Annotated in this window: 29 protein-coding genes; 18 read left to right on the plus strand and 11 right to left on the minus strand. The window is 61.3% G+C overall.

Going from position 1 to position 16036, the window contains the following annotated elements; genetic code table 11:
* Window positions 1-290 precede the first annotated feature (290 nt).
* The 11 genes from A7Q26_RS19210 to A7Q26_RS19250 form a co-directional block, all read right to left on the minus strand.
* On the minus strand, window positions 291-635 hold the full coding sequence (locus A7Q26_RS19210; RefSeq protein ID WP_066863035.1) for a hypothetical protein: 345 nt from the start codon (window positions 633-635) through the stop codon (window positions 291-293).
* A 60-nt stretch (window positions 636-695) separates the two neighbouring features.
* The gene (locus A7Q26_RS19215; RefSeq protein ID WP_066863037.1) at window positions 696-1646 is read right to left on the minus strand and encodes a DUF2303 family protein; all 951 of its coding nucleotides are present in this window, start codon (window positions 1644-1646) and stop codon (window positions 696-698) included.
* 14 nt (window positions 1647-1660) lie between these two features.
* Entirely contained in the window at window positions 1661-2083 is a 423-nt protein-coding gene (locus tag A7Q26_RS19220; RefSeq protein WP_066863041.1) for a hypothetical protein, read from the minus strand.
* Between the two features lie 76 nt (window positions 2084-2159).
* Window positions 2160-2291, minus strand: coding sequence for a hypothetical protein (locus A7Q26_RS26195; RefSeq protein WP_269747276.1), 132 nt, complete (start codon window positions 2289-2291; stop codon window positions 2160-2162).
* Window positions 2291-2434, minus strand: a complete 144-nt coding sequence (locus tag A7Q26_RS25375) for a hypothetical protein (RefSeq protein WP_157102627.1) — start codon at window positions 2432-2434, stop codon at window positions 2291-2293. The genes A7Q26_RS26195 and A7Q26_RS25375 overlap by 1 nt, the downstream gene beginning before the upstream one ends.
* Window positions 2431-3381: a DNA-methyltransferase gene (locus tag A7Q26_RS19225; RefSeq protein ID WP_066863044.1), complete on the minus strand. Its 951-nt coding sequence runs from the start codon at window positions 3379-3381 to the stop codon at window positions 2431-2433. Before A7Q26_RS19225 ends, A7Q26_RS25375 begins: the two co-directional genes overlap by 4 nt.
* On the minus strand, window positions 3378-4697 hold the full coding sequence (locus A7Q26_RS19230) for a DEAD/DEAH box helicase (RefSeq protein ID WP_157102628.1): 1320 nt from the start codon (window positions 4695-4697) through the stop codon (window positions 3378-3380). The genes A7Q26_RS19225 and A7Q26_RS19230 overlap by 4 nt, the downstream gene beginning before the upstream one ends.
* A gap of 56 nt (window positions 4698-4753) precedes the next feature.
* The gene (locus A7Q26_RS19235; protein ID WP_066863050.1) at window positions 4754-5212 is read right to left on the minus strand and encodes a helix-turn-helix domain-containing protein; all 459 of its coding nucleotides are present in this window, start codon (window positions 5210-5212) and stop codon (window positions 4754-4756) included.
* Window positions 5209-5466: a hypothetical protein gene (locus tag A7Q26_RS19240; protein ID WP_066863053.1), complete on the minus strand. Its 258-nt coding sequence runs from the start codon at window positions 5464-5466 to the stop codon at window positions 5209-5211. The genes A7Q26_RS19235 and A7Q26_RS19240 overlap by 4 nt, the downstream gene beginning before the upstream one ends.
* The gene (locus A7Q26_RS19245; RefSeq protein ID WP_066863056.1) at window positions 5467-5856 is read right to left on the minus strand and encodes a hypothetical protein; all 390 of its coding nucleotides are present in this window, start codon (window positions 5854-5856) and stop codon (window positions 5467-5469) included.
* Window positions 5853-6056 carry a hypothetical protein gene (locus A7Q26_RS19250; RefSeq protein WP_066863059.1) on the minus strand — a complete coding sequence of 68 codons (204 nt, stop codon included), beginning with the start codon at window positions 6054-6056 and terminating at the stop codon, window positions 5853-5855. The genes A7Q26_RS19245 and A7Q26_RS19250 overlap by 4 nt, the downstream gene beginning before the upstream one ends.
* Here A7Q26_RS19250 and A7Q26_RS19255 point away from each other — a divergent pair.
* The 18 genes from A7Q26_RS19255 (at window position 6055) to A7Q26_RS19325 (ending at window position 15872) form a co-directional block, all read left to right on the plus strand.
* Window positions 6055-6888: a helix-turn-helix transcriptional regulator gene (locus tag A7Q26_RS19255; protein WP_198162991.1), complete on the plus strand. Its 834-nt coding sequence runs from the start codon at window positions 6055-6057 to the stop codon at window positions 6886-6888. The two genes, A7Q26_RS19250 and A7Q26_RS19255, sit on opposite strands and share 2 nt — an antisense overlap.
* A 41-nt stretch (window positions 6889-6929) precedes the next feature.
* Window positions 6930-7403 carry a hypothetical protein gene (locus tag A7Q26_RS25380; protein ID WP_157102629.1) on the plus strand — a complete coding sequence of 158 codons (474 nt, stop codon included), beginning with the start codon at window positions 6930-6932 and terminating at the stop codon, window positions 7401-7403.
* Window positions 7403-8134: a hypothetical protein gene (locus A7Q26_RS19260; RefSeq protein ID WP_066863065.1), complete on the plus strand. Its 732-nt coding sequence runs from the start codon at window positions 7403-7405 to the stop codon at window positions 8132-8134. The genes A7Q26_RS25380 and A7Q26_RS19260 overlap by 1 nt, the downstream gene beginning before the upstream one ends.
* 191 nt (window positions 8135-8325) lie before the next feature.
* Window positions 8326-8553: a hypothetical protein gene (locus A7Q26_RS19265; protein WP_066863068.1), complete on the plus strand. Its 228-nt coding sequence runs from the start codon at window positions 8326-8328 to the stop codon at window positions 8551-8553.
* Entirely contained in the window at window positions 8550-8798 is a 249-nt protein-coding gene (locus A7Q26_RS19270; protein ID WP_066863072.1) for a hypothetical protein, read from the plus strand. Before A7Q26_RS19265 ends, A7Q26_RS19270 begins: the two co-directional genes overlap by 4 nt.
* A complete protein-coding gene (locus A7Q26_RS25385; RefSeq protein WP_157102630.1) occupies window positions 8798-8953 on the plus strand; it encodes a hypothetical protein in 156 nt (51 codons plus the stop codon). The genes A7Q26_RS19270 and A7Q26_RS25385 overlap by 1 nt, the downstream gene beginning before the upstream one ends.
* Window positions 8950-9873: a YqaJ viral recombinase family nuclease gene (locus A7Q26_RS19275; RefSeq protein WP_066863074.1), complete on the plus strand. Its 924-nt coding sequence runs from the start codon at window positions 8950-8952 to the stop codon at window positions 9871-9873. The genes A7Q26_RS25385 and A7Q26_RS19275 overlap by 4 nt, the downstream gene beginning before the upstream one ends.
* Complete coding sequence (locus A7Q26_RS19280; RefSeq protein ID WP_066863076.1) at window positions 9873-10892, plus strand: recombinase RecT; 1020 nt, start codon at window positions 9873-9875, stop codon at window positions 10890-10892. The genes A7Q26_RS19275 and A7Q26_RS19280 overlap by 1 nt, the downstream gene beginning before the upstream one ends.
* A complete protein-coding gene (locus tag A7Q26_RS19285) occupies window positions 10893-11249 on the plus strand; it encodes a hypothetical protein (protein ID WP_066863079.1) in 357 nt (118 codons plus the stop codon).
* A 15-nt stretch (window positions 11250-11264) separates the two neighbouring features.
* Complete coding sequence (locus A7Q26_RS19290) at window positions 11265-11510, plus strand: hypothetical protein (RefSeq protein ID WP_066863082.1); 246 nt, start codon at window positions 11265-11267, stop codon at window positions 11508-11510.
* A complete protein-coding gene (locus tag A7Q26_RS19295; RefSeq protein WP_066863088.1) occupies window positions 11510-11758 on the plus strand; it encodes a hypothetical protein in 249 nt (82 codons plus the stop codon). The genes A7Q26_RS19290 and A7Q26_RS19295 overlap by 1 nt, the downstream gene beginning before the upstream one ends.
* Window positions 11758-12045, plus strand: a complete 288-nt coding sequence (locus A7Q26_RS19300) for a hypothetical protein (protein ID WP_157102631.1) — start codon at window positions 11758-11760, stop codon at window positions 12043-12045. Before A7Q26_RS19295 ends, A7Q26_RS19300 begins: the two co-directional genes overlap by 1 nt.
* A gap of 97 nt (window positions 12046-12142) precedes the next feature.
* Entirely contained in the window at window positions 12143-12556 is a 414-nt protein-coding gene (locus A7Q26_RS19305) for a hypothetical protein (protein ID WP_066863094.1), read from the plus strand.
* Between the two features lie 183 nt (window positions 12557-12739).
* Complete coding sequence (locus tag A7Q26_RS19310; RefSeq protein WP_157102632.1) at window positions 12740-12979, plus strand: hypothetical protein; 240 nt, start codon at window positions 12740-12742, stop codon at window positions 12977-12979.
* A complete protein-coding gene (locus A7Q26_RS19315) occupies window positions 12976-13740 on the plus strand; it encodes a hypothetical protein (RefSeq protein WP_066863098.1) in 765 nt (254 codons plus the stop codon). The genes A7Q26_RS19310 and A7Q26_RS19315 overlap by 4 nt, the downstream gene beginning before the upstream one ends.
* A complete protein-coding gene (locus A7Q26_RS25390) occupies window positions 13737-13907 on the plus strand; it encodes a hypothetical protein (RefSeq protein WP_157102633.1) in 171 nt (56 codons plus the stop codon). Before A7Q26_RS19315 ends, A7Q26_RS25390 begins: the two co-directional genes overlap by 4 nt.
* A complete protein-coding gene (locus A7Q26_RS19320) occupies window positions 13904-14548 on the plus strand; it encodes a hypothetical protein (RefSeq protein ID WP_066863101.1) in 645 nt (214 codons plus the stop codon). Before A7Q26_RS25390 ends, A7Q26_RS19320 begins: the two co-directional genes overlap by 4 nt.
* 199 nt (window positions 14549-14747) lie before the next feature.
* The gene (locus A7Q26_RS19325) at window positions 14748-15872 is read left to right on the plus strand and encodes a tyrosine-type recombinase/integrase (protein WP_066863104.1); all 1125 of its coding nucleotides are present in this window, start codon (window positions 14748-14750) and stop codon (window positions 15870-15872) included.
* The last annotated feature ends 164 nt before the right edge of the window (window positions 15873-16036 follow it).

The following is a 16036-nucleotide window of genomic DNA, read 5'->3' on the forward strand; positions in this document are numbered from 1 at the left end:
GGGTGTTATCTCCCCAGGGGGAGGGGGGGGGGTGGGGTTAGTTTGGGGGTCTGGGGGAAAGGAAGGGGAGGGGGAGGAAAGGGGTGGTGTCACAGCCATGTCCTGTGACTGTCCTGTGACTGTCACAGCCATGTCACGCTCACGGGCGCGCTGATCGCGCTTGCGTTGAGCAACCTTTTCCTTCGCCGCCGCAACGCGGTCATGTTCAGCCTCAAGCGCTTCGACGGCCACAATGATGGCCTCTATCGGCGCGCCAGCATCAGCCATGCGGCGCATAAGGGCGGCCATACTCACAGCGCTATCACCTCCACCTCAACCCGCCCCGGCTTCTCAGGCGCAGCGAACTCATAGGCCGGCACGAACCGGCTATCATTCACGCCCAGCGCGTCAGCGATCCCGTCGAAATAGGGCTTCATGCGGTTCGGGTAATTCACCCGGTCGCCGCGCCGATCGGCAGGGACGAACCGGACGCGCACGGTGATATCGCCGGTGGCGGGCATCGCAGCACGCACGGCAAGCGCGGCACGACGCGCCCACTCCCGATGCTTCTTCGTGTCGGCAATCTTCTGCCAATGCCCTTTGCCATCGGTATGGCCGGACAGAGACGAAGCAGGAAAGGGCAGGTCGAATTTCATCGGACACTCACTGGTTTCATCCTCGCCCCGGATTGCTCCGGGGTCCGGTGAAGCCAGCGCTTACTCAGGCGCGCCGACAAAGATCGGCAGGCCGGTCTTGCTGCCGACCTCTTCTATCGCCTCGTTGAAGGCCGTCTCGAACGTCAGGTCAGGCCGCCACAACTCATACCAGAACAGCAGTCCGTCGCTGGTCTTGCGGTAGCGGAACCGGGCGATCAGGCGGAACACGTCGGTCGAACGCGCGAATACCGGGATGGTGATCGAAAACATGGTTGGCAGGGTCAGCGGCTTGCCGTCGCCGTCCGTATGCTCACTGTCGAAAGTGAACTGCGCTTCGCCGGTGGAAAGGTTCTTGGCCTCCTTGATGACGGCCCGCTCATAGACCTGAAGGCCGCGCGAAATTTCGACCAGCTTTGAAGGGCTGGCGAGGGTGCCGCGATTCGCACTCACAAAATCCTGCGACGCCTTGGCGAAGGATTCCACCTGATCGGCGGACACGTCCACGATGTTGTCTTCGATGAACCGGGCAAAATCACCCATACCCATCGGCTTCGCGTTCTTGCCGATCCAGGCTTGCCATTCCTTGGAGAGAGGAAACGCATAGCTTGCCTTATGACGCCGAGCCTGAACCGCATTAGCGGATAGCTCGCCGCCCACCTCGCCGTTGTCGGGGTGATAGTCGAAGATCGCGGTCAGTGACGGCTTGGCGGAATCATCGCTGGCGAAGATTGCCGAGTGTGGGAATTTGAACCGGTTCACCAGATCGATGAACGATTGAAGCTGGGTCAGCGCCGCTGTCCCGGAGCGATGGAGAGGGGACGGCCGAAATGCATCCCACGCGCCAGGCGCGACCGGAACCAAGCCCTCGTGTGACACGGCAAAATGAGCCTTTGTGCCGTCGCGAGGATCTGCCAGTTCAATGGCCTTCGCCTGGAGGTGATTTTCCGCGAGGTTGAAGGCGGTTTCCATCAATTCGCCGGTGCGGTCTGCAACAGTCTTGGTGTCGGTCATGGTGGTATCCTCAATCAGCCGCGGACAACGCGGGCTTCGGTGTTGATTTCGCGAATGGTGCCGAACAGGTTTCCTTGGTTCGGCTTGTTCGGACTCATGCGGCCATCGCTGGTGAACCAAGCCACCGTTGCCCCATGCTTCTCGACCGGAAGTTTGAAAGCGAGGCTGGGCGTCAGGACGGAAAATTCGCGGTCGTGGTCATAATCGACCTCGATGGTCAGCGTGATCTTGCCCTTTGCCTTCTTGCCAGTGTCGATTCCAACGGCTTCCAGCTTGGTGGCGAATTCGCGCAGAGGCTCGCAGCTATCCGCATTGAACTGGCCATCCTTCAACATGAGGATGAGGTCGGACAGCGTTGAGGCGGCAGGATAACGCTGCCCTCCATCGGCCGCCCGATGCTCGATTATTTCCCCAGTTTCTTCGTCAATCGTTTCCATCTATATTCTCCATCGGCGTAGTTCGGGCCGTGTCTCGCTTTCCTCGGGGCGCGGCCCATCCACCCCGGCGAATTTTTCAGGATGAGGTGAAGCGTCCCTGCGCATCGCGGCGGTAAAGGCCTTGCCTCTGCGCCCGGCGCCACTGCTCGCGCCGGAAGTCGAAAAACGCTGGCGTTTCAGCCATGTGGCGGCGCAGGGTGAGTTCCATCACTTCCCCACCTCCCGCTTCTCCTCAGCGACTGCGGCGCGCTCGGCATGGCCATGGCTCTGGCGCATCCAGTGGTCGCTATCGCGCCGCGCCTTGCGGGCGGCGATGGCGAGGGCTTGTTGTTGGGTGAGGGGAGCGGTCATGCCGCGGCCTCCGCGAACAATCCGGGTGCATCACGATCCATGGCTTCCAGATTGCGGACAGCTTGCGCGAAATAGGATGGCTTCAATTCGATGCCGATACCCTTGCGGCCCATGCGTGCAGCGCAATAGACTTCGCTTCCGATACCAAGGAACGGAGTCAGGACGGTATCGCCGGGATTGCTCCACAGATCGATACAGCGTTCGATGACGTCGAGTTGCAGCGGCGAGATATGCTGCTCATCTTTTTCATCCCGCCCGCCGCGATACTGGAGGGTACGCGACTGGTTGATGTCCATCCATACCGGCGAGGCGTAACGCTGCCATACCTCGATCGAATACCAGTTACGGCCATCGGTCGGCGTCGTGAACTTCGAACGGTCAGGCTCATCCGTGCCGATGTAGCTGTCGAAGCATCCGGCGACCGGTTCGGCATTTTCGCCAGGCTTGCGAAACGTCACGATATAGTCGGCCAATCCTTGGCCGCTGATCGTGCTGTCCTTCACGATTTGCTTGTGCAGGAGCCGGATCGATTTGGTGCGCTGCTGGGCGACGACAGGGTCTTTCCAGATGCAGACCTCGCTATGGAAGATCCAGCCGGCGTCCTCATAGGCGCGGATAACCTCGCCCCGGAAGTCACGCATTCCGATATTACCATGGCGGATTTTCGACATGGGCAACTGCATCACATGCACGCTGTGAAGTCGGCCTGGCTTGGTGACGCGCAGCAGTTCCGAAATCAGGAAGGCGTAATGCTCCCAGAAGGACGGGCCATCGTTATTGCTGATATCACGGTCGAAGTTGCTGAATTTATACAGGCCTTCGAACGGCGGCGAATGGATGCCGAATCCGATGCTATCGCCCGGTATTGCGCGGATGACTTCACAGCTATCGCCCTGGTAAATGGCATAGTCATTGGTGATGACCTGATCGACGGCGTTGATCGTCATGCGGCGTGCTCCAAAAATGCGGGGAGAATGACCGGCTGGCGCGGGTCGTAATTCGGCTTGTCGCGGACGCTGCCCTTGATCGCGCTGCTCGACAGGTCGGCCATGTGCATGACCATCGCAGCGGCCATCCGGTCGGCATCCATTTCCTTTCGGCGGATATTTGCGACGGTTGCGCCTTCGGTTTCGGCGGCGATGATATGGCAGTTGACCGGCTTGGACTGACCGAAGCGCCAGAAGCGGCGGATTGCCTGATATAACTGTTCGAAGCTATCGTTCAGGCCGACGAATCCAGTATCGGCGCAATGCTGCCAGTTCATGCCGAATCCGCAGATCGACGGCTTGGTGACAAGGACGCGGATGCGTCCCTCGCTGAAATCGATTAGCTTGCGCTCCTTGGTATCATGATCGTCCGAGCCGCGAACTTCGACCGCATCAGGGATCGCCTTGGCGATAGCCTCGCTTTCGGCATTGAGGTTGCACCACCAGACAAAAGGACGATCAGAAGGCGTGACTTCGACGGCCATGGCGACGCGCTCGACTACCGTGTCACGGCGCGCGGCAATGCGTTCGGCCAGCGTTGCGGCTTGCACGGGGAACAGCATACCGGTTTCAATCGACGGCGCATATTCTACACCGACAATATGCTGATGGTAATGCAGGGGAGGAAGGTCGTATCCTGCATTGTCATAGCCAAGATCGCTCGGCTTGCGGAGCATAACCGCCCACGATGCCATCCAGCGCCAGAACTCGTTTTCAGCGTGCCCCTTCAGGCGCCAGTTCTGCGTCGAACCGCCGTCATGCACAAAGAAGGTTGCGAGCATGTCGGTATAGGACATGACGCCCAAGAACTCGGCATGATTGCCCAATTCCATGAAATCGTTCGGCGCCGGGGTAGCAGTTGCAGCAAGTCGGAAAGGGATCGCCTGCGAGGCATCGATAAGTCGGTTGCGGTAATGCCCGTCCGTCGATTTGAGGATGCTGCTTTCATCAAGGATGATTGCGCCGAAGCGGGAAAGGTCGAAGTGATCCAGTCGCTGATAGTTGGTGATGCAGATGCCCTCGCCATCGCCCATGTGAGCTGGGATGCCGAACTTCTCAGCCTCGCGAACCATCTGCGCGGACACCGCCAGCGGGGCTAGGTGCAGCACCGGCTTGCCGGTGAAGCGCGACACTGCCTGCGCCCACGCCAGTTCCATCAGGCTTTTGCCCAGGCCAGTCCCAGCAAACATCGCCGCGCGCCCACGGCGGAGCGCCCATGCGACGATATCGCGCTGATGCGGGAACAGGCAGTCGGGCAGGGCCGGCACTGCGGTCATGCCAGTGCATGGATCGCTGATTGCCTTGCTGGCGAGGAAGTCTGCGTAAGGCCGATTCACGCCGCATCCCCATGGCTGCTCACCGGCAGGATGGTGGCGATCAACTGATCCGCCGCCTCACGCACCTTGGGCGCTTCGGTATGGTCGATCCGCCCATCAGCGGCCGCGCTGGCGATCGTGGACAGGTGCGCCATTGCCGCAGCCGTCATCTGCATGGGGCAGGCTTCGTCCGCCTCCTCCAGCGGCCGCGCGGCGTACCCGATGAGCGCCAGCAACGGATTGATCGCGCTCGATCCGATCACGACAGCCAGCGACAGCGCCTTCGACAGCGACGGTTCTTTTCCTTCGACCCGGTAGCCCTTGATCGTGGACGCCTTCACGCCCGAAGCCGACGCCAAGCTCTCATCCGTCCAGCCCTGCGCTTGTGCAGCGCGAAGGATACCCTGGATGGTCACACGGACCCTATCGGGGCTGACGATCTCGCAATCGTCACCTGAATTGTTGCGGTGCATCATGCAGAAGCATCCTCATGTACGGGACCAAAACAGTTGGCGGCGGCCGATTTGCTCAGCTCGCCGCCGTGCGACCGGACGGCTCCGGGATGAAGGGTGTCGCTGGGCACAAGCCCGGCAAACTCAAGGTCGCTGTGATCGCAAATGGCCTGCTGACAGGCGGCGCAGCGATCGATGCCGGCGAGGGCGTCTGCAAGGTCTTCCAGAAACTCGGCGGCCTGGTGCTGGACGATTTCGGAAATGGGGATGAGGATCATTCACCGCACCCCCGCATACCGCTGCCATCCCCCAGGACGACCGCTGCTGACGAAGGACGCGGTGTGGCGCTGGCAATTCCTCGCCCCGCACCTCGGACAGGAATAGCTCTCCAGGCGCACCGGCTCGACTTCGCGCGGCTGATAGGTGGCGACCTCGCGGCTGGTGTAGCGCGGGAGCGTGCAGCCGACGCCGATCACGTCGATCATGCGACAGTTGCCCAGCCCCTCGACCCTGATCTTGCCCTGCTGTTGCAGGCGGGCAATGCTGTGATTGACGCGGGAGCCATTGCTTCCCAGCATCGCGGCCATGTCGCGCTGGCAGGGGAGGATGTGACCGACATAGCGGGCGATCAGCGCCAGTGTGGCGGCGTCGTGGTCTTCGCGGGTCATGCTGCCTTCTCCGCTGTCTTGGCGGGGCGGTAGGTGGCCATGAAGTGGCGGATTTTGCGCTCCGTCTCCGGCCAGAGGCGGCGCCCGTTCCTCAACTGGCGAACGAGGTGCCTATCCTTCATCACAAGGTCGCCGAACGTTGCGGCGCCAAGCGCTTGAGCTTTCAGGAAGGCTTCGATGTCTGAGAGCAGCGTGTCCATGAATGCGGACTATAAGTGTGTCGAAACACACCGTCAAGGTGTGTCGAAACCACGCTATAAAGATTATCGACTTTCGTGTGATACATCACACGTGAGTAAACAATCATTCCCTATTGAAGCGGTGCGCGATTCCGTCCGCCGGCTGATGGAAGAGCAGGGCGACAAGCCGAAGCCGCTGGCGGCCAAGCTGGGCCTTAGCGAAACCGGCATCCGAGACATATTTCTGGAAAAGACGAAGAGCGTAGGCGGTCCTAAGCTGTCGGCCATTGCTCAACATTACGGTGTGTCAGTGGAGGATATTCTGGCTGGAACAGCCACAACCTCCGGCCGCCCCTTTATCCCCCAGACTAATGCCAAGACCGTTCAATTCGAGGGCGCGTCTCTGGAGCGCGTGCGCGATGACTTACCCGTCTTCGGGACCGCGCTGGGCGCGGAAATGGTGATAGAGGGTGAACGCATAGAACAGACCATGCTGAATACCGGAGACATAATCGAGTATCGCAAGCGCCCTCCAATCAGTCACGGCGTCGAGAAGGTCTATGGCCTCTATGTGCAGGGCGCGAGCATGTATCCGGCGCATCGCGACGGCGCGTTTCTCTTCGCCCAGCGCGACGCCCGCCTGCGGGTGGATGATGACGTGGTGGTCTATCTCCGGCCGAAAGACGAGAGCGATGATGGCGATCGGGCCGTCTGCGTTCTGGTGAAGCGCCTGGTCAAGCGATCCGCCCAATTTGTCGAGCTGGAGCAATACAATCCGGCGCGAATATTCCGCATCGATATGGCTGACGTTCTGCGGATCGATCGCGTGTTGACGGCGGACGATTACACCTGACGGATTTCCTATTCTAGCTGTGGATAAGTGGGGGTGCCGTTTTGACGGTAGAAGAGATTGAGGCGTTCTTTTCCGACCGGTCGAAGCGCCTGCCAGCTGCGCCGACTTGGCGCGATCATGCGTCGCGCGTCGGTGAGCAGAAAGCCAGGATCCCTATCGAAGCGAATGGGGCCGTCTCCAAGATCGAGTTGGAAATGACCCTCAAGTCATCTGATCCGAACTACCTTGTCGCCGTGCTGATCGCCCCGCCCTGCATAGCGAGATTGTGCATAGGACTGGATGTCGAGCATAACAATCGCGTCACCGGAGAAGCTATAGAGGGCGCACATTTTCATGATTGGTCAATGAACAGGCACCTACCGGCAAGAGTTGCCGCCAGCCTGCCGTATTGCGTCCCACTGCCAGCGGAAATCGAGGGAAGGGACGCCGCATTTACTTGGTTTTTAGACCGTGTTGGCATAGAATCTCCGGGTTGGCTCCCGGTGCGTTGGCCGGACCAAGGAGGATTTTTCTAATGGATTGGCAGGAGATCAGGCAGGCGCTTTGCGACGCCCGTGGCTTCAAGCCAGTTCATGATGGTCATAGCGTCCGCACCGATACGATGATGCCGTCTGGCGCGGTGATACGAGTTCACATCCAGTTGCGAGATGGCAGGCTTTCCATTCACGACAACGGTGCTGCCTTCGATGAGCTTGCCCGCCACGGTGGGGAATTGAAGTCGAGCGGTGGTGTGAAACGCATGTTGGCTGAAACTGATTTCCAGCTGATGCCGACTGGTGAAATTTTCAGGCACGACATTGACCCGGCACAGGTCGGCGTCGGAGTTGCGTTGGTGGCCGACGCGTCGCTGCGCGCAGCAACGTTCATGCTTGCGCACGCGAAAGTGAAGACCGGCCTACCGCTCGACGTGCGGCTCAAGAACTCGATGCTAACGCGCTACCCGGCGGGCCGCGCTGATTTCAAGGTTGATGGCAAGGCGCGGTTACAGAAGTTCGACTTTGGACTTCAGACCGAGAACGAAATCATTGTCTTGGATGCGGTCAGTCCTGACCTGTCATCGGTGAACGCCGCGATCGTGAAAAGCCTCGACGCCAAGCAGGCGCCGGAAATTCATGCCCGCCCGATCCTGGTATATGATGATGACCAAGATCATTGGCCGGCTGATGCCATGAATCTGCTCGCGATGGCAGGTGAGAGGGTATCCTTCCGATCGCTGGACGAGGGGCAATTCCGTCTAGCCGCCTGATCCGATAACAGCGCTAGCGCCGAAGCCCCGCCCGACCAGCTCGCGGCGGGGCTTTTCGTGCGCGCAAAAATAAATGTGTGGCAAAACACACTTCCCTATTGACGGTGTGACATAACACACCTTATACACATCTCCATCAGCCGGCGCTCTCCCGCAGCCCGGCAGGCAAACGCCGATGGAGGAAATGGCCGGTGCGCCACGAAGTCATCTCTACCGAAGAAACCGCATTCGACCGCCTCATAGCGAAGATGGCGACGGTTAGCCCAACCGCGGATTGCAGCGCAGTCCGTGACGCGCATCCCGACGTGATCGAACACGCGCTGACCTGCGGGCTTCGCGATGCGCTGAGCGTGGTGGTGGCGATGAAGGCCATCGAGCCGCGCTTCTACCACCATGGCAAGACGAGGAGGGCCGCATGAGCGTGACCCGGACAGTCGAGCGCGCGGGTGCGGCGGTCAGCGCCTGCAATGCCGCAAAAGCCGTCAATCTGATGCTTGCCCTCCAGATGCTGGAGCAGGCCGAAGCCGCGCTCCGGGAACACCGGATAGGATTCGAGCAGCGGCTTCGCCTGGAGAAGGTCAAGAACTCCGCAACCGCCCACGCTCGCGCCGCTCTGGCTGACGCCGACGTAGACCCCGACATGCTGTGGAAGGCGCTACTCTGATGATCCCCTCTATTCTCCCCGTTCCTTTCGAGGACGAACGCGCACCGGAGCCGGGCATCTGCATCCGCTACACCCTTCGCGAAAAGCTGAGCCTGTGCGCCTGCGCCTTCTTCATGGGCGTGGTTGTGGGGCTGGGACTGGTGGGGGCGTTGTGAACGCGCAAACCTCCATCCTTGCTGGCGATGGCGACGACGCATTCCGCGCGTCCGTTGTTGGCGCGTCCGAAGTGGCGGCGCTGTTCGGCCAGCATCCTTGGCTGACCGAGTTCGAACTGTGGCACCGGAAAGCGGGCAACGTCGCCACCCCGGACTTCAGCGGAAACGAGCGGGCCGAATGGGGCGTGCGCCTTGAGCCGGTCATCATCGACGGCGCGTGCGAGCGCTTCGGCTATCAGCGGATCGAAACGCCCAAGCGCCTGACCAACGATGCTGGGCTTGGCGGCCACCCCGACCAGATCGTCATGTGTCCGCAGCGCGGGCGCGGTGTGCTGGAAGTGAAGACCGCGGACTGGCTGGTCGCGAAGGGCTGGGGCGATGAGCCGCCGCTGAACTACCTGCTTCAGGTCATGACGTACATGGGCCTGGCAGGCTGCGATTGGGGCGATGTGATTGTGCTGGTCGGGGGCAACGAGTTGCGCCGGTTCCAGTATCAATTCCGCCCGGTCATCTGGGCTGACATCGAGGCGCGTGTCGCTGCCTTTTGGCGATCGATTGCGGCAGGCGACGCTCCAGCGGCGGATTATAGCCGCGACCTGCCTACGATCAGCGCGCTCTATCCGGAGGCGACGGGCGAGGTGATCGACCTGCGCACTGACAATCTCGCCGTCGATGCCGCCGCCCGCTGGCTGACCGGCAAGGCGCTGGAGAAGCAGGGCAGGGCGCAGGCCGACGCAGCACAGGCCGAGATCATGGACAAGCTGGGCGATGCCGGTGTCGCGCTGCTGGACGGCATGACCGTCAAATGCCCGACCGTGAAGGCAACACCCGATCGCATCATCACTGCCGAGAATGTCGGCGAAACCATCAAGGGCCGCAAATCCTACAGGCGGTTCAGCATAACGGAGAAAGCAGCATAATGGCTACCCAGCTTCAAGAGCGCCGGGCCGACCCGGTTGTCGCACTTCGCCAAAGCCTGACCCAAATGGGGGATCAGCTCAAAATGGCGCTCCCCTCGCACATCAATGTCGAGAAATTCCAGCGCGTCACCATGACCGCGATCCAGGCCAACCCCGAACTGTTGAACGCTGACCGCAGGTCGCTGTTCGGCGCGGTGGTCAAGGCAGCGCAGGACGGTTTGCTTCCGGATGGTCGCGAAGGCGCGTTGGTGATCTTCAATCAGAAGAACCGACAGTCGGGCGGCTGGGACAAGAAGGTCCAGTGGATGCCGATGATCGCGGGTGTCCTGAAGAAGATCAGGCAATCGGGCGAGATTGCCAGCGTCGATGTCCATGTCGTCCACGAGCATGACAAATTCACCTATCGGCCCGGCCTTGATGCCGTCCCTGTATTCGAGCCGGATTGGTTCGCGGATCGCGGCGCACCGGTCGGCGCGTATGCCATCGCTACGCTCAAGACCGGAGAGGTGGTTCCGCCTGAGATCATGAACGTCCATCAGATCGAGGCCGTGCGCAAGGTGTCGCGTGCGTCGGATAAGGGGCCGTGGGTCGACTGGTGGGGCGAAATGGCGCGAAAGACGGTCATGCGTCGGTTCGCCAAGCGCCTGCCGAGTTCGACTGACATCGAAGCCGAGTTCGAACGCGATGAAACCATGCTGACGCGTTCGGCGGCAATCGCGATGGCGGCAGAACCGGCTCCACATCAGATTGAAGCGGATCAGCAGCCAGTTGGGCGGCTGGAGGCGCTGGAACAGCAGATCGAAGCGGGGCAAGAGAGCGAGTGCGAAGGCCCCGCCGACGAGCAACGCGGCGAGCGCCTGACGCTCGACCAGGCCATGGCGGAAATCGACCGCTGCGCCACGGTCATCGACGTGGACGCGAAGCTGGACGCCCTTTGCGCCGACCTGTCGGAAGAGGATGGCGACGAGTTGCACGTTCACGCGGGCATCCGGAAGAACGAGCTGGGGGCAAAGGCCTAAATGCCCGCCCGCATCCTCACCCCCGCGCAGATCGAACGCATGGCCCAGATGCGCGAGCGCGGCCTGACCATCGGCCAACTGTCGCAACGATTCGCGGCCGAAGGCGTGAAGATCAGCCCGAAGGCGCTCTACTGGCAATGCCTCCGGGTCGGTGCCTTCCCGCCGGGCGCGCAGGTCGATCGCCGGGCGCACTTCGGACGCGGGCGACCCTTCACCGCGCATGAGGACGCGACCCTGCTGGAAATGCGCGAGGCCGGTGCCGGCATCGTCGAAATCGCGCGCGCCGTGAACCGCCCACACAACAGCGTCATCGGTCGGCTGATGACACTCGCCCGCCATGAGGAACTGGCGGCTTAACCGAGGAGAACCACCATGTTCGTGACGAAGAAGAAGCATGAGGCGGCCATCAAGCACTATCGCGACCTGTTCGAGGCGCGCGGGGTGGTAATCACCGACCGGGACCAGACCATCGGGCGGTTGCAGCGGGAGAATGCGCGGCTGTTGGCCGAACTCTCCACCCTCAAGTCCGCGCGCGCCCGCTCCAACGGCAACCTGATCCCCGGCGGCCCGAAGGCCAAGGCGCGGGCTGCGGCTGAGCGGGGCGGGGTGGCGTCGTGATGGAAGAGCATCCTATCCAGCAGCCAATCCGGGCGATCGACATTGACACCATTCCCGGTGGTGAAGGCAGGTACATTGTCGGCCGCAACGGCGTGACCCGCATCGATGCCTGCCAGAAGTCCGGCCTGCACGCGAATATTCCCTACGTCCGCGTCTGGGCTGGCGACACCTGCCTTGCCGAGTTCTGCCAGCACAACATCGTCGGCGTCTATTTCGCAGAACCGGCCAAGCAGTCGGAGGTGGTGTGATGGGAAACCATGCTGTTGGCCGCGCAATGGTCGCAATCGCAGAGACAATCGCCGAGCGCCGCAAGGATGGTGAGACGGCGCTCGAAATCCTCGACATAGCCGCCGACCGTTCCGAAGTGCGCGGCATGGATGCCGAATTTGATGACGCGGCGGACGATGACACGGCCTTCCGCGCGCTCCTGCTGGAAGCTTTCGGGGAGGATTATGACCCCGCCACAGATGTGGACGGCGAGGGCTTCTACGAAGGCGTCTGGCGCCCCTTCACGGAGCGCTACGGCCTCTGCTGATCAGATCAACCGCCTCTCCCCGCTTAAACCCCCAAGCGGACATGGGCAGCATAGCGGTGACGAAATGGGAAATCGTCACTGCGGGAGATTTTGAGAGATGACGCAGGTCAACCGCTATCTCGAAGACAAGGCGATGGATCACATCGACCATGCGCTTGGACGCCCGGTCGATCCTCGCGCTGAGACGCACCGCAATTATTTCTACGTGATTGGCGAAACCGACCTACGTCGTGAGATGGCATCCTCCCCACATTGGCAGAGCGATGGCAAGACGAGGGAAGGGGAATATTTCTCGGTCACTGCGGAAGGGCGGGCAGCTTTGGCGGCGCACCTCAAAGCCGTAGGCGACAAGCATCGGCGCTGGGTCGTGTCGTATGCTGGCTACCAGATGGAGGTCGTCGCCATATCGCGGGCAAAGGCGCGCTATTCGAAATGGCTCGACATCAGCGATGTCAATGACAGCCTAAGCTTCGGTCAATTCCAACGCAACAGCAAGGTGAGGCTCGCATGAACCGCCACCCCTCCACCCCCGCGCGAGCAATTCGCCCCGGCGAACATCGTTGGCGGGCAGTCCACGCAGCTGGTGATCGCAATCCGCCAATTGTGCTGAGCGACCGCCGCAAGAGGCAACCATCTGGCACGTCAACGTCTGTGTGGAAGCATGGCAAGAGCGATGGGGCGGTTTATGAGTGACATGATCGACGCCTTCCGCGACCTGAAGGATTTGCGCCAGGCTGAACGGAAAGCGTTCGGTGTGCCATGCCCGGCCTGTCGCGAGAAGTTGCCAAACGCCCAGCCGAAGATTTTGCAGCCCGGTCATCTGTGCCGCGCTCACAAGCCCCACTATCGCGACCCGCGACCCGAACCGACAGCCGCTGAATATAATGCGGCAATGGCGGGGACGGGCTGGGCAATGAAGGAACCAACCCCATGACCACCGAAAACAGGGCGCTGATGGAGGCGCTGGAGCCGACCTGGGCAAACCGCGAGCTGGCCAACGCAATCCGCAACCTCATGCGTCAGGGTGGCTGGGATCTCGCCACGGATGCCCACGTCTGGCGCGCGGATCATCCCTTGCTGCAAGCCATCGCTGTCCTCTCCCGCCTCGCCCAGCCCGCCGACAAGCCGGAAGCCCGCACCTCCTTTGCGGACCATGCGCGGGCGATGCACGACATCTCCCTGTCGGTCGCCGACTTCCATGCTGCGGTCGATGCTGGTATTGCACCCCTCCCGGCAGAGCGTGAAGCCGATGGGGAGGCGGTGGGCGCAAAGCCTTGGTATGAGACTGACGCTCACCGCGACCTGTCCCGCATCATTCCTGATATGGAAGGTAAGATAGCCGATGCCGAAAAGCGGTTCGCCCATTGCCTGCCGGACCATCTGTTCGCGCCGTTGAAGGCAAGCATCACTGAACTTCGGGTGTTGCGCCACGAACTCTCCGCGCTCTCCGCCCAGCCAGTCAGCGAGCAGGAGGAGGAGGGGTGGAAGTCGATAGATAGCGCGCCGATGGATGGAACGTGGTGCCTTTTGTTCGGCGCATTATACGACGAGCCGCACGTCCGTGCCGGGTTTTGGGGTGAGGACGGTGATTGGTTCGATAGCGAAGCCGCCTCCACTTCGCTCACATGCTGGGATTGGCAACCTACCCATTGGAAAGAGTTTTCCGCACCCCAGACGGATGGAGGCAAGGCGTGAGCGAGTATCGCAGACAGCAGGCATGGACCGCTGGCAACAAGGCTGCAAAGGCCGGGAAGCCGCGCGAAAGCAACAACCGCCAGCCCGGCACCATTTTCTACGACGATTGGGCCGATGGCTGGGAGCACGGCGACCGCGAACGGCTCCATCAGGGAGGCAAGGCATGACCAGCAACAACACCCCGGCTGACGTCCGTGAGGCGGCGGCAAAGATCGCCCTGTCGTGGACGCCAGTTGATGGCCACGCGGTCCAGCAACACCCTCTGGAAAGCCCATGTGGCTGGACACGTCGTTGCATCGCCAACGCTATCCGCAACATGCCCCTCCCACCTGTCAAGCAATCCTTGACGACTGACGCCACCATCGGAAGCCAATCGACCGTCGAGTTCGTGCAGGAATGGATGATGTCCGGCGACTATGAGGCGGACGATTGGACAAAGCAGTTCGCGGCGGCGATTGATGCGCGCGCCTCCATCGGAAGCCATGCGGGGGATCATGTCGGCGAGGCATTCACGCGGCTGTGTGAAGAGTTAGGTATACCGGCAACAGCGGGTGCCTATCTTGAAGTGCGCAGCCGACGCGCCATGCCGTTGCCCGATGGCGGGAAGTTGCGGGAGGCGCTGGAACTGGCGCGGCCTATTGTTGAAGCGGACTATGTGACCGCGTGCGAATACGCTGATGCAGACTGGCTCGGGCCATCGAAAGAGGCGCTGGACGCAATAGACGAAGCCCTCGCCGACCAGGCGGGCAAGGGAGGCCAGCTTGAACCCATCGATACCGTGCCGGGGGCGGGGGAGGGGAGTTTATGAGTGGCGATAAGACCGGATCGACCATACTCGACCGAGGCCGCCCGCCGGCGGAGTGGGTGCAGATCCTCGCTGGCCGCGGCCTTTCAATCTCGGAACGGACCCTGCGCGACAAGGCGCACAGACTGAACGCATATCACAAGCTGGGCAGGGTGATGCTGATCACCCCGGCGCAGATGGACGAAATCCTCGGAGACAAAAGATGCCGCTCGAACCCTACAGAAGGGGCGCGACGTGGTGGGCAAAGGGCCGGATCGAATATCTCGGCAAGCCGATCACAGAATACTACCGATGCAGCACTGGTGCATCTGAAGCAGCGGGCGCTTGGGCATGGTGCCGCGACGAAGAAGAGCGCCGCATAAGCCAACACCTGTTGGGTGAGAACAAGACCCTGACGTTTGCCGAGGCGGTCATGCTCTACAGTGCCAACCCGAAGACAGCCGTCTATTTGATACCGATCGTGGAGGAGTGGGGAAGCAAGATGCTGTCATCGATCGCGCCGCGCGACGTGCGCGCTCTGGCCCGAAAGCTGTATCCGGAAGCCTCCACTGACACATGGACGCGGCACGTCATCACGCCCGTGCGCGCAGTCATCAACAATTTCCGCGACAGCGACAAGGGTGAAGCGTTCCGCGTCAAAGGCTTCTCGAAGAAGGAGCGGCTTGCCCAGGATAAGGCGCGGGGAAAGCCAAGCCGCGTCCGCAAGGAGCCGGGTAGCTGGGAATGGCTGCTCAAGTTTCGCCAGCACGCGCCACAGCGGCACGCTGCCTTGGCACTCACGATGTTCGTGACCGGCGCCCGGATCAGCCAGGCGATTGCCATGCACCCGAAGCACCATTGCAAGCTGGATGAAGGGATGATCTGTATCCCGGCAGCCAAGGGACATGATGACCGGTGGCTTCCAATCCCGGCCGAGCTGGTGGAGGAACTGAAGGCGCTGACTAAATTCTACCCGCGCGGCGCGAAACGGATCGAGGAGAACCAGCGCCTGTTTGGCTTTGCTGACCGGTCCAGCCCGCGCAAGGGATGGAACAAGGCGTGCGAGGAAGCGGGTATCCCCTATATCCCGTTCCACGCGGCTGGTCGTCACGGCTTCGGGCAGGAAATGAACGTCCGGCAGGCTATCGATGAGAAGGCCGCCGGTGAGTTCGGGGGTTGGTCAGACACGGCCCTCATGAAGCGCACCTACACCCATGCCGAGGGGGTCACAGATAAGGTGCATGACGCCTTCTATCGAGGCCTTAGAGACGCCGAAAAACTGACCGGATTGACGCTTTCCACTAGCGCTGAATCGTACAATTTGAGTACATCCGCAGAAGAGGATTGACGAATATGTCATTTGAATCAATTGCCTGTATGGGATTGGCTTCCCCCTTCACACGGGTGGGGTCACAGGTTCAATCCCTGTCGCGCCCACCATTTTCCCTTGATATTCCAAGGGTTAATGGTGTCCCTATCGGAGCCTCCGAATTTCCGAAGCAGAACAATGCA

The organism is Sphingobium sp. TCM1 (genome assembly GCF_001650725.1).
Lineage (GTDB): Bacteria > Pseudomonadota > Alphaproteobacteria > Sphingomonadales > Sphingomonadaceae > Sphingobium.

Coding starts and splice junctions, on each gene's coding strand:
- A7Q26_RS19210 (WP_066863035.1), bottom strand. CDS start 635: ATGAAATTCGACCTGCCCTTTCCTGCTTCGTCTCTGTCCGGCCATACC.
- A7Q26_RS19215 (WP_066863037.1), bottom strand. CDS start 1,646: ATGACCGACACCAAGACTGTTGCAGACCGCACCGGCGAATTGATGGAA.
- A7Q26_RS19220 (WP_066863041.1), bottom strand. CDS start 2,083: ATGGAAACGATTGACGAAGAAACTGGGGAAATAATCGAGCATCGGGCG.
- A7Q26_RS26195 (WP_269747276.1), bottom strand. CDS start 2,291: ATGGAACTCACCCTGCGCCGCCACATGGCTGAAACGCCAGCGTTTTTC.
- A7Q26_RS25375 (WP_157102627.1), bottom strand. CDS start 2,434: ATGACCGCTCCCCTCACCCAACAACAAGCCCTCGCCATCGCCGCCCGC.
- A7Q26_RS19225 (WP_066863044.1), bottom strand. CDS start 3,381: ATGACGATCAACGCCGTCGATCAGGTCATCACCAATGACTATGCCATT.
- A7Q26_RS19230 (WP_157102628.1), bottom strand. CDS start 4,697: ATGACCGCAGTGCCGGCCCTGCCCGACTGCCTGTTCCCGCATCAGCGC.
- A7Q26_RS19235 (WP_066863050.1), bottom strand. CDS start 5,212: ATGATGCACCGCAACAATTCAGGTGACGATTGCGAGATCGTCAGCCCC.
- A7Q26_RS19240 (WP_066863053.1), bottom strand. CDS start 5,466: ATGATCCTCATCCCCATTTCCGAAATCGTCCAGCACCAGGCCGCCGAG.
- A7Q26_RS19245 (WP_066863056.1), bottom strand. CDS start 5,856: ATGACCCGCGAAGACCACGACGCCGCCACACTGGCGCTGATCGCCCGC.
- A7Q26_RS19255 (WP_198162991.1), top strand. CDS start 6,055: ATGAATGCGGACTATAAGTGTGTCGAAACACACCGTCAAGGTGTGTCG.
- A7Q26_RS19250 (WP_066863059.1), bottom strand. CDS start 6,056: ATGGACACGCTGCTCTCAGACATCGAAGCCTTCCTGAAAGCTCAAGCG.
- A7Q26_RS19260 (WP_066863065.1), top strand. CDS start 7,403: ATGGATTGGCAGGAGATCAGGCAGGCGCTTTGCGACGCCCGTGGCTTC.
- A7Q26_RS19270 (WP_066863072.1), top strand. CDS start 8,550: ATGAGCGTGACCCGGACAGTCGAGCGCGCGGGTGCGGCGGTCAGCGCC.
- A7Q26_RS25385 (WP_157102630.1), top strand. CDS start 8,798: ATGATCCCCTCTATTCTCCCCGTTCCTTTCGAGGACGAACGCGCACCG.
- A7Q26_RS19280 (WP_066863076.1), top strand. CDS start 9,873: ATGGCTACCCAGCTTCAAGAGCGCCGGGCCGACCCGGTTGTCGCACTT.
- A7Q26_RS19285 (WP_066863079.1), top strand. CDS start 10,893: ATGCCCGCCCGCATCCTCACCCCCGCGCAGATCGAACGCATGGCCCAG.
- A7Q26_RS19290 (WP_066863082.1), top strand. CDS start 11,265: ATGTTCGTGACGAAGAAGAAGCATGAGGCGGCCATCAAGCACTATCGC.
- A7Q26_RS19295 (WP_066863088.1), top strand. CDS start 11,510: ATGGAAGAGCATCCTATCCAGCAGCCAATCCGGGCGATCGACATTGAC.
- A7Q26_RS19300 (WP_157102631.1), top strand. CDS start 11,758: ATGGGAAACCATGCTGTTGGCCGCGCAATGGTCGCAATCGCAGAGACA.
- A7Q26_RS19305 (WP_066863094.1), top strand. CDS start 12,143: ATGACGCAGGTCAACCGCTATCTCGAAGACAAGGCGATGGATCACATC.
- A7Q26_RS19310 (WP_157102632.1), top strand. CDS start 12,740: ATGATCGACGCCTTCCGCGACCTGAAGGATTTGCGCCAGGCTGAACGG.
- A7Q26_RS19315 (WP_066863098.1), top strand. CDS start 12,976: ATGACCACCGAAAACAGGGCGCTGATGGAGGCGCTGGAGCCGACCTGG.
- A7Q26_RS19320 (WP_066863101.1), top strand. CDS start 13,904: ATGACCAGCAACAACACCCCGGCTGACGTCCGTGAGGCGGCGGCAAAG.
- A7Q26_RS19325 (WP_066863104.1), top strand. CDS start 14,748: ATGCCGCTCGAACCCTACAGAAGGGGCGCGACGTGGTGGGCAAAGGGC.